The sequence below is a fragment of the Streptomyces sp. NPDC045021 genome (assembly GCF_056432645.1).
On the sequence record NZ_JBWKIQ010000009.1, the window covers coordinates 238,248 to 252,351 of the forward strand.

General features: G+C 72.0%; 16 protein-coding genes. 6 read left to right on the forward strand and 10 right to left on the reverse strand.

Annotated features, from left to right (window positions below):
* The first annotated feature begins 77 nt into the window (after nucleotides 1-77).
* The 3 genes from AC07DC_RS26515 to AC07DC_RS26525 are packed head-to-tail and all read left to right on the forward strand — an operon-like array spanning nucleotide 78 to nucleotide 3,470.
* Nucleotides 78-782, forward strand: coding sequence for a succinate dehydrogenase cytochrome b subunit (locus AC07DC_RS26515; protein ID WP_478916987.1), 705 nt, complete (start codon nucleotides 78-80; stop codon nucleotides 780-782).
* A 1-nt stretch (nucleotide 783) separates the two neighbouring features.
* Nucleotides 784-2,730 (forward strand): fumarate reductase/succinate dehydrogenase flavoprotein subunit, encoded by a 1,947-nt coding sequence (locus AC07DC_RS26520; RefSeq protein ID WP_478916988.1) that lies wholly within the window; start codon nucleotides 784-786, stop codon nucleotides 2,728-2,730.
* A complete protein-coding gene (locus tag AC07DC_RS26525) occupies nucleotides 2,727-3,470 on the forward strand; it encodes a succinate dehydrogenase/fumarate reductase iron-sulfur subunit (RefSeq protein ID WP_478916989.1) in 744 nt (247 codons plus the stop codon). The genes AC07DC_RS26520 and AC07DC_RS26525 overlap by 4 nt, the downstream gene beginning before the upstream one ends.
* A gap of 12 nt (nucleotides 3,471-3,482) precedes the next feature.
* Here AC07DC_RS26525 and hisF read toward each other — a convergent pair whose 3' ends face one another.
* From hisF to hisD, 8 genes are read right to left on the reverse strand one after another with little or no spacing between them, the layout of a single operon-like run.
* On the reverse strand, nucleotides 3,483-4,238 hold the full coding sequence (gene hisF, locus AC07DC_RS26530; protein WP_478916990.1) for an imidazole glycerol phosphate synthase subunit HisF: 756 nt from the start codon (nucleotides 4,236-4,238) through the stop codon (nucleotides 3,483-3,485).
* Nucleotides 4,235-4,642, reverse strand: a complete 408-nt coding sequence (locus tag AC07DC_RS26535) for a Rid family hydrolase (protein WP_478916991.1) — start codon at nucleotides 4,640-4,642, stop codon at nucleotides 4,235-4,237. The genes hisF and AC07DC_RS26535 overlap by 4 nt, the downstream gene beginning before the upstream one ends.
* The gene (priA, locus tag AC07DC_RS26540; RefSeq protein WP_466418561.1) at nucleotides 4,639-5,370 is read right to left on the reverse strand and encodes a bifunctional 1-(5-phosphoribosyl)-5-((5-phosphoribosylamino)methylideneamino)imidazole-4-carboxamide isomerase/phosphoribosylanthranilate isomerase PriA; all 732 of its coding nucleotides are present in this window, start codon (nucleotides 5,368-5,370) and stop codon (nucleotides 4,639-4,641) included. The genes AC07DC_RS26535 and priA overlap by 4 nt, the downstream gene beginning before the upstream one ends.
* 22 nt (nucleotides 5,371-5,392) lie before the next feature.
* Nucleotides 5,393-6,028: an imidazole glycerol phosphate synthase subunit HisH gene (gene hisH, locus AC07DC_RS26545; RefSeq protein WP_478916992.1), complete on the reverse strand. Its 636-nt coding sequence runs from the start codon at nucleotides 6,026-6,028 to the stop codon at nucleotides 5,393-5,395.
* Between the two features lie 8 nt (nucleotides 6,029-6,036).
* A complete protein-coding gene (locus tag AC07DC_RS26550) occupies nucleotides 6,037-6,189 on the reverse strand; it encodes a hypothetical protein (protein ID WP_187144832.1) in 153 nt (50 codons plus the stop codon).
* Nucleotides 6,186-6,779 (reverse strand): imidazoleglycerol-phosphate dehydratase HisB, encoded by a 594-nt coding sequence (gene hisB, locus AC07DC_RS26555; protein WP_138356934.1) that lies wholly within the window; start codon nucleotides 6,777-6,779, stop codon nucleotides 6,186-6,188. Before hisB ends, AC07DC_RS26550 begins: the two co-directional genes overlap by 4 nt.
* Complete coding sequence (locus AC07DC_RS26560) at nucleotides 6,776-7,915, reverse strand: histidinol-phosphate transaminase (protein ID WP_478916993.1); 1,140 nt, start codon at nucleotides 7,913-7,915, stop codon at nucleotides 6,776-6,778. Before AC07DC_RS26560 ends, hisB begins: the two co-directional genes overlap by 4 nt.
* Nucleotides 7,912-9,228: a histidinol dehydrogenase gene (gene hisD / locus AC07DC_RS26565; protein ID WP_478916994.1), complete on the reverse strand. Its 1,317-nt coding sequence runs from the start codon at nucleotides 9,226-9,228 to the stop codon at nucleotides 7,912-7,914. The genes AC07DC_RS26560 and hisD overlap by 4 nt, the downstream gene beginning before the upstream one ends.
* Before the next feature lie 129 nt (nucleotides 9,229-9,357).
* Between hisD and AC07DC_RS26570 the strand changes: the two genes are divergently transcribed.
* The 3 genes from AC07DC_RS26570 to ybaK all read left to right on the forward strand — a co-directional run bounded on the left by AC07DC_RS26570 (nucleotide 9,358) and on the right by ybaK (nucleotide 12,291).
* The gene (locus AC07DC_RS26570) at nucleotides 9,358-10,926 is read left to right on the forward strand and encodes an oxidoreductase (RefSeq protein ID WP_478916995.1); all 1,569 of its coding nucleotides are present in this window, start codon (nucleotides 9,358-9,360) and stop codon (nucleotides 10,924-10,926) included.
* Nucleotides 10,927-11,021: 95 nt separating this feature from the next.
* Entirely contained in the window at nucleotides 11,022-11,744 is a 723-nt protein-coding gene (locus AC07DC_RS26575; protein WP_478917129.1) for an LON peptidase substrate-binding domain-containing protein, read from the forward strand.
* A 40-nt stretch (nucleotides 11,745-11,784) separates the two neighbouring features.
* Nucleotides 11,785-12,291, forward strand: a complete 507-nt coding sequence (ybaK, locus tag AC07DC_RS26580) for a Cys-tRNA(Pro) deacylase (RefSeq protein ID WP_478916996.1) — start codon at nucleotides 11,785-11,787, stop codon at nucleotides 12,289-12,291.
* Between the two features lie 248 nt (nucleotides 12,292-12,539).
* Here the strand turns inward: ybaK and AC07DC_RS26585 are convergent, their stop codons facing one another.
* Both AC07DC_RS26585 and AC07DC_RS26590 read right to left on the reverse strand, forming a co-directional pair.
* Nucleotides 12,540-13,274, reverse strand: a complete 735-nt coding sequence (locus AC07DC_RS26585) for an ABC transporter permease (protein ID WP_478916997.1) — start codon at nucleotides 13,272-13,274, stop codon at nucleotides 12,540-12,542.
* An 82-nt stretch (nucleotides 13,275-13,356) separates the two neighbouring features.
* Entirely contained in the window at nucleotides 13,357-14,079 is a 723-nt protein-coding gene (locus AC07DC_RS26590) for an ABC transporter permease (RefSeq protein ID WP_478917130.1), read from the reverse strand.
* Nucleotides 14,080-14,104 lie beyond the last annotated feature (25 nt).

Genomic DNA, 14,104 nt, shown 5'->3' on the forward strand with positions numbered 1-14,104 from the left:
CGACATAGGCATTGCCTATCGAAAGCAGCTGAATCATGTCTTGGACGAATGCCGACGACCGGCCTAGCGTCCTGTCCATGGCACTGGCGACACGTACGGAACGGCGACCATCCCCCGCGGCGACCCTGTGGCGTTCGACCGTCGGCAAGAAGGCGGTCATGGCCGTCACCGGTGTGGCGATGCTGCTGTTCCTCGTCGGGCACATGCTCGGCAACCTCAAGATCTTCTTCGGCGCCCCGGAGTTCAACGCCTACGCGGCCTGGCTGCGCACCATCGGCGAGCCGGTGCTGCACTACGGCTGGTTCCTGTGGCTGATGCGGCTGGGCCTGGTGGCGGCCGTCGTGCTGCACGGCGTCGCCGCGTACCAGCTCAGCCGGCGGGACCGGGCCGCCCGGCCCGCCAAATACGCCCACCGGCGGCAGCGCGCCAGCTACGCCACCCGCACCATGCGCTGGGGCGGGGTGATCCTCGCGCTGTTCATCGTCTGGCACATCCTCGACCTGACGACGCTGACGGTGAATCCGCGCGGCCAGGCGCACCACCCCTACGAGAACATCGTCGCGGACTTCCGCAACTGGTACGCCGACGTCTTCTACATCGTGGCGATGCTCGCCCTCGGCCTGCACATCCGGCACGGCTTCTGGAGCGCCGCCCAGACCCTCGGCGCCAACAACGCCCGGCGCGACCGCGTGCTCAAAGCCCTGGCCGACATCCTGGCGCTCGTCCTGACCTGCGGATTCATCGCCGTGCCCGTCGCCGTCATGACTGGAGTCGTGAGCTGACATGACCGACTACTCCCGCTACGCCACCGGCGAACCCATCGCCGACACCAAGGCCCCCGGAGGCCCGATCGCCGAGCGCTGGGACCGCCGCCGCTTCGAGGCCAAGTTGGTGAACCCGGCCAACCGCCGCCGGCACACCGTCATCGTGGTCGGCACCGGGCTGGCCGGCGGTGCGGCAGGCGCCACGCTGGCCGAACAGGGCTACCACGTCGTGCAGTTCTGCTACCAGGACTCGCCCCGCCGGGCGCACTCCATCGCCGCGCAGGGCGGCATCAACGCCGCCAAGAACTACCGCAACGACGGCGACTCGGTGCACCGGCTGTTCTACGACACCGTCAAGGGCGGCGACTTCCGCGCCCGCGAGTCCAACGTGCACCGCCTCGCACAGGTGTCGGTCGAGATCATCGACCAGTGCGTCGCCCAGGGGGTCCCGTTCGCCCGCGAGTACGGCGGGCTGCTCGACACCCGCTCCTTCGGCGGCGTCCAGGTGTCCCGCACCTTCTACGCCCGCGGCCAGACCGGCCAGCAGCTGCTGCTCGGCGCGTACCAGGCGCTCACCCGGCAGATCGCGGCCGGCACGGTCGAGATGCACGCGCGCACCGAGATGCTGGACCTGATCGTGATCGACGGCCGGGCGCGCGGCATCGTCGCCCGCGACCTGGTCACCGGCCGCATCGACACCTACTTCGCGGACGCGGTCGTGCTCGCCTCCGGCGGCTACGGCAATGTCTTCCATCTGTCGACCAACGCCAAGAACTCCAACGCCACCGCGATCTGGCGGGCCCACCGGCGCGGCGCGTACTTCGCCAACCCCTGCTTCACCCAGATCCACCCCACCTGCATCCCGCGCTCCGGCGACCACCAGTCGAAGCTGACGCTGATGAGCGAATCGCTGCGCAACGACGGCCGGATCTGGGTCCCGACGGTGCGGGGCGACGAACGCCCGCCGAACGCGATCCCCGAAGGCGAGCGGGACTACTACCTGGAGCGGCTCTACCCGGCGTTCGGCAATCTCGTGCCCCGCGACATCGCCTCGCGCGCCGCCAAGAACGTCTGCGACGAGGGGCGCGGCGTCGGGCCCGGCGGGCAGGGCGTCTATCTGGACTTCGCCGACGCCATCGCCCGGACGGGCCGCGCGGCGGTGGAGGAGAAGTACGGCAACCTCTTCGAGATGTACGCGCGGATCACCGCCGAGGACCCGTACGCGGCGCCGATGCGCATCTATCCCGCGATCCACTACACGATGGGCGGCCTGTGGGTCGACTACGACCTGCAGACCACGGTGCCCGGCCTCTTCGCCATCGGCGAGGCCAACTTCTCCGACCACGGCGCCAACCGGCTCGGCGCCAGCGCCCTCATGCAGGGCCTGGCCGACGGCTACTTCGTCCTGCCCGCCACCCTCAACGACTATCTGGCCCGGCACCCGCACGACACCGTGGACCCCGGGCATCCGGCGGTCGCCGAGGCCGTCGCCGACACCGAGGACCGGCTCAACCTGCTGCTCGCCGTCGACGGCGACCGCACCCCCGAGTCCTTCCACCGCGAACTGGGCGAGCTGCTCTGGGACGAGTGCGGCATGGCGCGTACCGAGGCCGGACTGCGCAAGGCCCTCGACCGCATCCCGCAGCTGCGCGACGAGTTCTGGCGCCGCGTCAGGGTCCCGGGCTCCGGCGCCGACCTCAACCAGTCGCTGGAGCAGGCCAACCGCATCGCCGACCACCTGGAACTCGCCGAGCTGATGTGCCTGGACGCCCTGCACCGCGCCGAGTCGTGCGGCGGCCACTTCCGCGAGGAGAGCCAGACCCCGGACGGCGAGGCGGCCCGCGACGACGAGATGTTCGCGTACGCCGCCGCCTGGGAGTTCACCGGCACCGGCCGCGCCCCCGTCCTGCACCGCGAAGACCTCGTCTTCGAGCACGTCCACCCCACCCAGCGGAGCTACGCGTGAACCTGACCCTGCGCATCTGGCGGCAGACCGGCCCCGACGAGCCGGGCCGGATGACCACCTACGACGTCACCGGCATCTCCCCCGACATGTCGTTCCTGGAGATGCTGGACCATCTCAACGAGGAACTGATCCTCGCCGGCGACGAGCCCGTGGCGTTCGACCACGACTGCCGCGAGGGCATCTGCGGCGCCTGCGGCATGGTCATCAACGGCCGGGCGCACGGCCCCGAGCGGACCACCACCTGCCAGCTCCACATGCGGCACTTCACCGACGGCGACACCATCGACGTCGAGCCGTGGCGCGCCGCCGCCTTCCCGGTGGTGAAGGACCTCGTCGTCGACCGGTCCGCCTTCGACCGCATCATCGGCTCCGGCGGCTACATCACCGCGCCCACCGGAAGCGCCCCGGAGGCGCACGCCACCGCGGTGCCCAAGCCGGTCGCCGACACCGCGTTCGAGCACGCCGAGTGCATCGGCTGCGGCGCCTGCGTGGCGGCCTGCCCCAACGGCTCGGCGATGCTCTTCACCTCGGCCAAGGTCGTCCACCTCAACGTGCTGCCGCAGGGCGCGCCCGAGCGCGAGTCCCGGGTGCTGGACATGGTCGGGGCCATGGACGCCGAGGGCTTCGGCGGCTGCACCAACACCGGTGAATGCGCGACCGCCTGCCCGAAGGGCATCCCGCTGCCGTCCATCGCGGCGATGAACCGCGAGTACCTGCGGGCGCTCAGCAAAGGGCGCTGAGCGCCGGCGGCCTCAGCGAACGGGGTGCCCGGCCTCGCGCAGCGCGTTCTTGACGTCCCCGATGCGCAGGTCCCCGAAGTGGAAGACGGAGGCCGCCAGCACCGCGTCGGCGCCGACGGCCACCGCGGGGGCGAAGTCGGAGAGCTTGCCGGCTCCGCCGGAGGCGATGACGGGGACGGTGACGTGCTTGCGGACGGCCTCGATCATGGCGAGGTCGTAGCCGTCCTTGGTGCCGTCGGCGTCCATCGAGTTCAGGAGGATCTCGCCCGCGCCCAGTTCGGCGGCGCGGTGCGCCCACTCGACGGCGTCGATGCCGGTGCCGCGCCGGCCGCCGTGCGTGGTGACCTCGAAGCCGCCGGAGTCGTTCCGGCGGGCGTCCACGGACAGCACGAGCACCTGCCGGCCGAAGCGTTCGGCGATCTCCCGAATGAGGTCGGGGCGGGCGATGGCGGCGGTGTTGACGCCGACCTTGTCCGCGCCGGCGCGCAGCAGCTTGTCGACATCGTCGGTGGTGCGGACCCCGCCGCCGACGGTGAGCGGGATGAAGACCTGCTCGGCGGTGCGGCGCACCACGTCGTAGGTGGTCTCGCGGTCGCCCGATGAGGCGGTGATGTCGAGGAACGTCAGCTCGTCGGCGCCCTCGGCGTCATAGAGCTTGGCCATCTCGACGGGGTCGCCCGCGTCGCGCAGGTTCTGGAAGTTGACGCCCTTGACGACCCGGCCGTTGTCCACGTCCAGGCAGGGGATGACTCGGACCGCGAGGGTCATTCAGGGGCTCCTCGGTACGCTTCGACCTCGACCTCGACCAGCACCCGGGAGTCGACGAAGCCGTTGACGACGACCATCGTCGCGGCCGGCCGCACCGCGCCGAACAGCTCCTTGTGGGCGCGGCCGACATCCTCCGCGTCCCGGGCGTGGCTGAGGTACATCCGGGTGCGGATGACGCTGTCGGCCCCGAGGCCGAACGGCTCCAGCGCGGCGATCGCGTTGCCGAAGGCGAGCAGCGTCTGTTCGTACGGGCTGCCCTCGCCCCGCACCACGCCGCCGACCAGCGGCATGGTGCCCGCGACGATGACCCGGTCCCCTGCCGCGACGGCACGGGCGAAGCCCATGGCCTCTTCCCAGGGGCTGTGGTCGGACTGCACGCGGCGTACTGCGGGGGATTCGGTCATCGTGAAACGGCCTCCAACGCCTCTTCCAAGGTGAACGCCTTGGCGTAAAGGGCCTTGCCCACGATGGCGCCTTCGACACCTTCGGGTACCAACGTGGCGATCGCGCGCAGATCGTCGAGCGACGAGACACCACCGGACGCGACGACGGGCTTGTCCGTGGCGGCGCACACGTTCTTCAGCAGTTCAAGGTTGGGTCCCTGGAGGGTGCCGTCCTTGGCGATGTCGGTGACGACGTACCGGGCGCACCCTTCGGAGTCCAGCCGGGCCAGCGTCTCGTAGAGGTCGCCGCCGTCGCGGGTCCAGCCGCGGCCGCGCAAGGTGGTGCCGCGGACGTCCAGGCCGACCGCGATCCGGTCGCCGTACTCGGCGATGACCTTGGCGACCCACTCGGGCGTCTCCAGGGCGGCGGTGCCGAGGTTGACGCGGGTGCAGCCGGTGGCCAGCGCCGCCGCGAGGGACGCGTCGTCGCGGATGCCGCCGGAGAGCTCGACCTTGATGTCCATGGAGCCGGCGACCTCGGCGATCCGGGCCCGGTTGTCACCGGTGCCGAAGGCGGCGTCCAAGTCCACCAGATGCAGCCACTCGGCGCCCGCCTGCTGCCAGGCGAGGGCGGCGGCCAGCGGGTCGCCGTAGGACGTCTCGGAGCCGGACTCGCCATGGACGAGGCGGACGGCCTGGCCGTCACGGACGTCGACGGCGGGAAGGAGTTCGAGGCGGTTCGTAGCCATAGGAAGTGACGTCCTAGAGGTTCTAGAGGTTGTCGAGCCAGTTGGTCAGCAGCTGGGCACCGGCGTCGCCGGACTTCTCGGGGTGGAACTGGGTGGCCCACAGCGGGCCGTTCTCCACGGCGGCGACGAACGGCTCGCCGTGCGTGGCCCAGGTGACCTTCGGGGAGCGGATATGGGGGTTGGTGACCTCCAGCTCCCACTCCCGCACCGCGTACGAGTGCACGAAGTAGAAGCGGGCGTCGGCGTCGAGGCCCGCGAACTGCCGGGTGTCCTCGGGCGCCTTGACCGTGTTCCAGCCCATGTGCGGGACGATCGGGGCGCGCAGCGGCTCGACCGTGCCGGGCCACTCGTCGCAGCCCTCGGTCTCCGTGCCGTGCTCCACGCCGCGGGCGAAGAGGATCTGCATACCGACGCAGATCCCCATCACGGGCCGGCCGCCGGACAGCCGCCGGCCGATGATCCACTCACCGCGTACCGACTTCAGCCCGGCCATGCAGGCGGCGAACGCCCCGACGCCGGGCACCAGCAGCCCGTCGGCGTTCATGGCCCGGTCGAAGTCGCTGGTGATCTCGACATCGGCGCCGACGTGCGCGAGCGCCCGCTCGGCCGAACGGACGTTGCCGAAGCCGTAGTCGAGGACAACCACGCTCTTGCTCATGGCGCCCCCTACAGCGACATCAGGCCGGCACCGAACGCCATGAGCGCGCCGATGCCGAGCAGGACGATGACGCCCGTCGGAAGCTTCTGCTTCCAGAAGGAGTAGACGCCGCCGGCCAGGAAGAGGCCGAGGACGATGTAGACGGTCGATGCGGTGTTCACAGTGCGCCCTTGGTCGAGGGGAGGATGCCGGCCGCGCGCGGGTCACGCTCCGAGGCGTACCGCAGGGCGCGGGCCAGCGCCTTGAACTGGCACTCCACGATGTGGTGCGCGTTGCGGCCGTACGGGACGTGGACGTGCAGGGCGATCTGGGCCTGCGCGACGAACGACTCCAGGATGTGCCGGGTCATCGTCGTGTCGTACGAGCCGATCATGGGAGCCATGTTCTCGGGCTCGGTGTGCACCAGGTACGGACGGCCCGACAGGTCCACCGTGACCTGGGCGAGGGACTCGTCCAGCGGCACCGTGCAGTTGCCGAAGCGGTAGATCCCGACCTTGTCGCCGAGCGCCTGCCGGAAGGCTGCGCCGAGCGCGAGGGCGGTGTCCTCGATGGTGTGGTGGGTGTCGATGTGCAGGTCGCCCTCGGTCTTGACCGACAGGTCGAAGAGTCCGTGGCGGCCGAGCTGGTCGAGCATGTGGTCGTAGAAGCCGACACCGGTGGAGACGGAGACGTCGCCCCTGCCGTCCAGGTCGATCTCGACGACGACGGATGTTTCCTTGGTGGTGCGTTCCACACGGCCCACGCGGGTCATACGGTCTCCTTCTGCATTGCGCGAACCGCGTCCAGGAACGCGTCGTTCTCCGCCGGGGTGCCCGCGGTGACCCGCAGCCATCCCGGTACACCGTTGTCGCGGACGAGGACGCCGCGGTCGAGGATCGCCTGCCAGGCGGCGTGGCTGTCCGCGAAGCGACCGAACTGGACGAAGTTCGAGTCGGAGTCCGTGACCTCGCAGCCCATGGCGCGCAACTCGGTGACCAGGCGGTCCCGCTCGGTCTTGAGCTGCTCGACGTACCCCAGCAGCGTATCGGTGTGCTCCAGTGCGGCGAGCGCGGTGGCCTGGGTGACGGCCGACAGGTGGTACGGCAGGCGCACCAGCTGGACGGCGTCGACGACGGCCGGGTCCGCGGCGAGATAGCCCAGCCGCAGCCCCGCCGCGCCGAACGCCTTCGACATGGTGCGGCTGACCACCAGGTTCGGCCGGCCCTCGATGAGCGGGAGCAGCGACGGCCGGTGCGAGAACTCGACGTACGCCTCGTCGACGACGACCAGCGACGGCCGGGCGGCCTGCGCGGCCTCGTACAGCGCCAGTACGGTGTCGGCTTCGACCGCCGTGCCGGTGGGGTTGTTCGGCGAGCAGATGAAGACCACGTCGGGCCGGCGCGCCGCGATCTCCGCCACGGCGGCGCCGATGTCGATGGTGAAGTCCTCCCGGCGCGGCCCGGAGATCCACTCCGTGCCGGTGCCGCGGGAGATCAGCGCGTGCATCGAGTACGAGGGCTCGAAGCCGATCGCGGTGCGCCCGGGACCGCCGAAGGTCTGCAGCAGCTGCTGGATGACCTCGTTCGAGCCGTTGGCCGCCCACACCTGCTCCTTGGACACCTCGTGCCCGCCGGTGCGGCTGAGGTACGCGGCCAGCTCGGTGCGCAGCTCCACCGCGTCCCGGTCCGGATAGCGGTTCAGCTCCCTGGCGGCCTCGGTGACCCGCTCACCGATCCGCCGCACGAGTGCCTCGGGCAGCGGGTACGGGTTCTCGTTGGTGTTCAGCCGCACCGGGACGTCGAGCTGCGGTGCACCGTACGGGGTCTGGCCGCGCAGCTCGTCACGGATGGGCAGGTCGTCGATGCTGATGCCGGAGCCGGAGCCGGAGCCGGTGCCGGTGCGGGTCACTGGGGCACCTGCCAGTCGAACCGCGCGCGCAGCGCGGCGCCGTGCGCGGGCAGGTCCTCGGCGTCCGCGAGCGTCACCACGTGGTGGGTGACCTCGGCGAGGGCGTCGCGGCTGTAGTCCACGACGTGGATGCCGCGCAGGAACGACTGCACGGACAGGCCCGAGGAGTGGCAGGCGCAGCCGCCGGTGGGCAGCACGTGGTTCGAGCCCGCGCAGTAGTCGCCGAGCGAGACGGGGGCGTACGCGCCGACGAAGATCGCGCCCGCGTTGCGGACCCGGGCGGCGACGGCCGCGGCGTCCGCGGTCTGGATCTCCAGGTGCTCCGCACCGTAGGCGTCGACGACGGCGAGGCCCTGGTCGATCGTGTCGACCAGCACCACGGCCGACTGCCGGCCGGCCAGCGCGGCCAGGATGCGCTCGCTGTGCTTGGTGACGGCGACCTGCTCCGCCAGCTCCTTCTCGACCCGCTCGGCCAGCTCCACCGAGGTGGTGACCAGCACGGCCGCCGCCAGGGTGTCGTGCTCGGCCTGGCTGATCAGGTCCGCGGCGACGTGCACCGGGTCGGCGGTGTCGTCGGCGAGGACGGCGATCTCGGTCGGCCCGGCCTCGGCGTCGATACCGATCCGGCCTTTGAGCAGCCGCTTGGCGGAGGCCACGTAGATGTTGCCTGGGCCGGTGACCAGGTTGACCGGACGGCACTCCTCGGTGCCGTACGCGAACATCGCGATGGCCTGGGCGCCGCCGGCGGCGTAGACCTCGTCCACTCCGAGCAGCGCGCAGGCGGCGAGGATCGTCGGGTTGGGCAGGCCAGCGAAGTCCTTCTGCGGGGGCGACGAGACGGCGATGCCCTCGACGCCGGCCTCCTGCGCCGGGACCACGTTCATGACGACGGACGACGCGTAGGCGGCCAGTCCGCCCGGCACGTACAGGCCGACGCGCTCGACCGGCACCCAGCGCTCGGTGACCGTGCCACCGGGCACGACCTGCACCGTCGTGTCGGTGCGGCGCTGCTCGCGGTGGACGATCCTGGCCCGCCGGATCGACTCCTCCAGGGCGGCGCGGATCTTCGGATCCAGCTCCTCGAGGGCGGTGACCAGCGCCGCGGCGGGCACCCGGACGCGCTCCAGGGTGACGCCGTCGAACTTCCGCGCGTAGTCGATCAGCGCCGCGGTCCCACGATGGCGTACGTCCTCGCAGATGGGCCGCACCTGGTCCAGGGCGGCTTCCACGTCGAACTCGGCACGGGGCAGCAGGTCGCGGTCGATGCCGTCCTCAGGGAAGGCGGCACCACGCAGATCGATTCGGGAGATCACCCTGTCAAGTGTAGAGAACGCTGTTCTCGGCCGTTCTCCGGTTCCACTCCCTGATACGTCCCCTCCCGGTGATCGCTCCCGATACCGTTCCTGTGTCGCGCGGTGCGGCAGGAGTCGGGAGGGGACGCGGTGACCGAGTCGTCGAGGATCGCGGCGCCGGAGAACTGGACCGAGGCCGAGAAGGATCTGTGGACCGCCTTCCGGCGTGGCGCGCTGCACGATCTGCGGACCGGGATTCCCGAGCGGGACGACCCGGCCACCGACCGGGTCTGGGGCCCGGAGCGGACGGTACGCGCCGAGGCGATCGCCACGCTCCTGCTGGACGGGCCACCCGCCGAGCCCGGCCGGGTCGCGTGCGTCAAGCTCTCCGGCGCCCGGATCAGCGGCCAGCTGAACCTGTCCGGCGGCCAGGTCACCCCGTACGTGGAGATGCACGACTGCCACTTCGACCAGCAGATCCTGCTGCCCGAGTGCCAGTTCACGACGCTGCGCCTGGTGCACTGCTCGATCCCGCGCCTGGAGGCGGCCCGCCTCACCACCACCGGTGATCTGCACCTGCCGCAGTGCGCCATCGAGGGCGGCATACGGCTCACGGACGCGCACATCGGCACTGACCTGCTGCTCAACCAGCTCACCGTGGGCCGCGACCGGCACGGGCGGGCGATCGCCGCCGACGGGCTCAGCGTCGCCCAGGACGTCGAGGCGGAGCTGATGGACGTGACCGGTGAGATCAGCCTGCGCAGCGCCCGGATCGGCGGCCGGCTGAGCCTGCGCGGCAGCCTGCTGCACAACCCCTACGGCCGCTACGCGCTGAACGCCGCGCGGGTCACCGTCGAGCACACCCTCTATCTCAGCGCCGGCTGGATGGCGACCGGCGGGGACAGCGGCGGTACCCCGCCCGCCGGGGTGCGGACCCGCAACTTCAGCTGCACCGGCGCGGTCCGGCTGGACGACGGCCGGTTCGGCAACGCGGTGATCATCAGCCGGGCACGCTTCCGGCTCACCGGCTCCCAGCAGCTGTCGCTGCGACGGATCCAGACGCCGGAACTGCGCTTCACGCTGGGCCAGCCGCCGACCGGCACCGTCTCGCTGGCCGGCGCCCGGGTGGGCAATCTCACCGACACCCGGCAGAGCTGGCCGGAGTCCGGCGGCCTGGATCTGGCGGGCTTCAGCTACACCACGCTCAGCCCGGCGGGGGTCTTCCCGCTGCGCGACCGCATCGCCTGGCTGGCCGCGGCCACCCCCGAGTACAGCCCCGAGCCGTACGAGCACCTCGCCGCGGCCCTGCGGGCGGGCGGTGAGGACTCCGACGCCCGCGAGGTGCTGCTCGCCAAGCAGCGGCGCCGCCGCGAGGCGCTGCCGCTGGCCGGCACGCTCTGGGGGTATCTGCAGGACATCACCGTCGGCTACGGGTACCGGCCGGGTCGGGCCGCCGTGTGGATGGCGGTGCTGTGGGCGATCGGCGCCGCGTTCTTCAACCTGCACGCCCCGCCGGCGCTCAAACCCGACGAGGCCCCGCACTGGAGCGCTCCGCTGTACGCCCTGGACCTGCTGCTGCCCGTCATCGACCTCGGCCAGGACAGCGCCTGGAAACCGTCCGGCGGCGCGCAGTGGGCGGCCACCGTCCTGGTCCTGCTGGGCTGGATCCTGGCCACCACCGTCGCCGCGGGCGCCTCCCGGCTGCTGCGCAGGGGGTAGGGCGCGACAGGACGCGGACCGTACGGAGCCGCTCGGTGAAGCTTGCGCGGCGAAAGCACCCCGCCCGGCGACCGGAGCAGCACGTACGCTGTCCGATTGTGACCGCTCGCCTTCCGCTCTTCCCGCTGAACTCGGCCCTTTTCCCGGGTCTGGTTCTGCCCCTGCACATCTTCGAGGAGCGGTACCGCGCGCTCGTGGGCGATCTGCTCGCGCTGCCCGAGGACGCCCCGCGCCGCTTCGCCGTGGTCGCCATCAAGGACGGGACCGAGGTGGCACCGACCGGTCCTGACGGGGTCGACACCACCGCGGGGGCCGGCCTCGGCCCCGATCCGGCCAAGTCGCTGTTCCAGGTCGGGTGCATCGCGGAGGCCGCCACCATCGGCGAGCGCGAGGACGGCGGCTTCGAGGTGGTCGCCACCGGCACCACCCGCTTCCGGCTGCTGTCGGTCGACGCGTCGGGCCCGTATCTGACCGCCGAGGTGGAGGAGTTGCCGGAGGAGCCGGGCGAGGGGGCGGGCACGTTGGCCGCCGGAGTCGCCAGGGCCTTCCGCACCTATCAGAAGCGCCTCGCCGGAGCCCAGGACCGCACGCTCGTCGCGGTGCAGGAACTGCCCGACGACCCGTCCGTGCTGTCGTATCTGGTGGCCGCCGCGACGATCTTCGAGACCCCCGCCAAGCAGCTGCTGCTGGAGGCGCCGGACACCGCGGCCCGGCTGGCGGCCGAGCTGCCGCTGCTGCGCCGGGAGGCCGCCGTGATCGGCAAGCTCCCGTCGCTGCCGGCCGTCGACCTGACCCGGCAGCCGGCCAGCCTCAACTGACCGCGGGACCATCCGGACCACCGATCGGAGACGGCACGTCATGGCGCGGAAGTCCAAGGCGACCACCGGCGGTACCCCCGCCACCGTCGCGCTGGAGCAGGACGGCGCGGCCTTCACCGTCCACGCCTATGCCCACGACCCGGCGGCCGCCTCGTACGGCGGCGAGGCCGCCGAGGCGCTGGGCACGGCTCCCGAGCGGGTCTTCAAGACGCTGGTCGCCGACGTCGACGGCGCACTGACCGTCGCCGTGGTCCCGGTCGCCGGCTCGCTGGACCTCAAGGCGCTCGCGTCCGCGGTCGGCGGCAAGCGCGCCGCGATGGCCGACCCCTCGGCGGCCGAACGCACCACGGGGTACGTGCTCGGCGGTATCTCCCCGCTGGGCCAGCGCAAGCGGCTGCCCACGGTCGTGGACGCCTCCGCCCTGACCCACACCACGGTGTTCGTCTCGGCGGGCAAGCGGGGCCTGGAGGTCGAACTCGCCCCGCAGGACCTGGTCCGGCTCAGCGCCGCGATCACCGCGCCGGTCGCGCGGATCCATGCCGTCTGATCGGGCCCGTCGGATCCGGCCCGTCTGATCCGGCCCGTCCGATCCGGCCGATTTAACGGAACCCCGCGCTCCCCCTGGACGATCGCGCCCGAGGCGCGCACGGTGTCCCCGACGGAGCACCCGCGACGAGGGGAGCCGGCACCATGTCACGACGTACCCGCATGCGGAAATGGCGGATCAGGAAGCGCCGCGCCAACCACGGCCGGCGCCCGGCGTAGCTCGCGGGCGCCCGCCCCGGGGTCCCGCGCTCAGGACCTCTTCTGCCAGGGATCCTGCTCGCCGGATCCCTGGTCGGACGGGTTCCCCCCGGTCGGCGGCGCCTGGAACGGTCCCTGGCCCGGAGCCGGGTGCGGAGCCGGGTGCGGTGCCGGATACGACGTGTCCCACGACTGCGGCTGCTCCGGCTCTCGCGGCCCGAAGGCCGATGTCAGACAGATGTGCGCGAGCATGGCCCCGGCCGGCCAGGCGACGAGCGCGCCCTTGGCGCGCAGCCGCAGCGGGCCGTTGAAGACGACCTTCGGGCCGACCTCCTTGGCGTGCGCGATCAGGTCGCTCGTCGGGCCGAGCCAGACCCCGAGCCGCCAGGCGAGCACCGAGCCGAGCAGTCCGCCGACCGCCAGGCCGAGCACGACCCCGATGCCGCCGCGCCGCCAACGCCAGAAGACCGCGGCGGCCGTCAGCACGCCCATCGCGATGGCCAGCAGCACGAAGGTGCCGTCCGCGCCGACCGCTTCCTCGCCCTCGCTGTCCTTGAGGTAGATGGCCTTGCCGTCGGAGACCATCGGGATGAGGGGCGCGAGCCACAGCCAGAGCAGCCCGAGGACGACCCCGGTCACCGCCACCAGGAGGGCCACCAGCGCGCCCTGCCGCAGTTCGGCGGTGAAGACCGCACGTCCGTCCTTCGATGCGTCGCCGGAGAGCTCCGCGCCCGGGTACTGCGGCAGGGGCGGCGGCTGGTCGTGCGGCGTCAGGGGTGCGGTCACCTGTCCATCGTGCCAGGTCGTGCCCGCCGGTCACCCACCGCCACCCTTCCCGGGGCGCGCTCCGGGCCTTTCGCTCACTGCGTCAGCGGCAGGCCGCACGGCGGTACGCCCAGGTGGCGGCGGCCAGCGACACCACGCCGACGGCCGCGCACACCGACAGATCCGCGCCCACCATGACCCAGTCCGGATGTGGGTCGAAGGTGCGGGCGAAGGCCTCCACGCCGTACGTGGACGGCAGCAGATCCCGGACCAGACCGATCGGCGCGGGCATGTTCCCGGCCGGCAGCACGCCCAGCAGCAGCGCCGCCGACATGCCCAACTGCCCGAAGAGGGTGGCCAGTTCCTGCTTGGACGCCAGCAGTCCCAGCGCCGCGCCGAGTCCGGCCAGCGCGGCTCCGGCGAGTGGGATGACCGCCGCCAGCACCCACAGGTTCACCAGCGGCAGCTGGAAGAGCACGCATCCGGTGACCGCCGTGGCGATCGTGCCCGGCACCGTGAACGAGGCGTACGCGCCCGCCGCGCCCAGCACCACCGCGGCGGGCGGCACCGGCAGCGTCGCGTAGTGGTCGAGGCCGCCCGAGGCCCGCAGCCGGCCGAAGTACTGGGCGAGCAGGTTGAGCGCGACGAAGGCCACCACCAGCACGCTGGACCCGGCGACCACCGCGCGCGCCGCCTCGGCGTCGCCGCCGTCGACGACTCCGCGCAGCATCACCATGATGCCGACCGACTGGAACGTCGCCACGAAGAGCAGCGGGATCCGCGCCACCCGGGCGCGCGACAGCTGCGCCCGGTACACGGCGCCCATGGCCGGCAGCAGCCGGGCGCGTGGT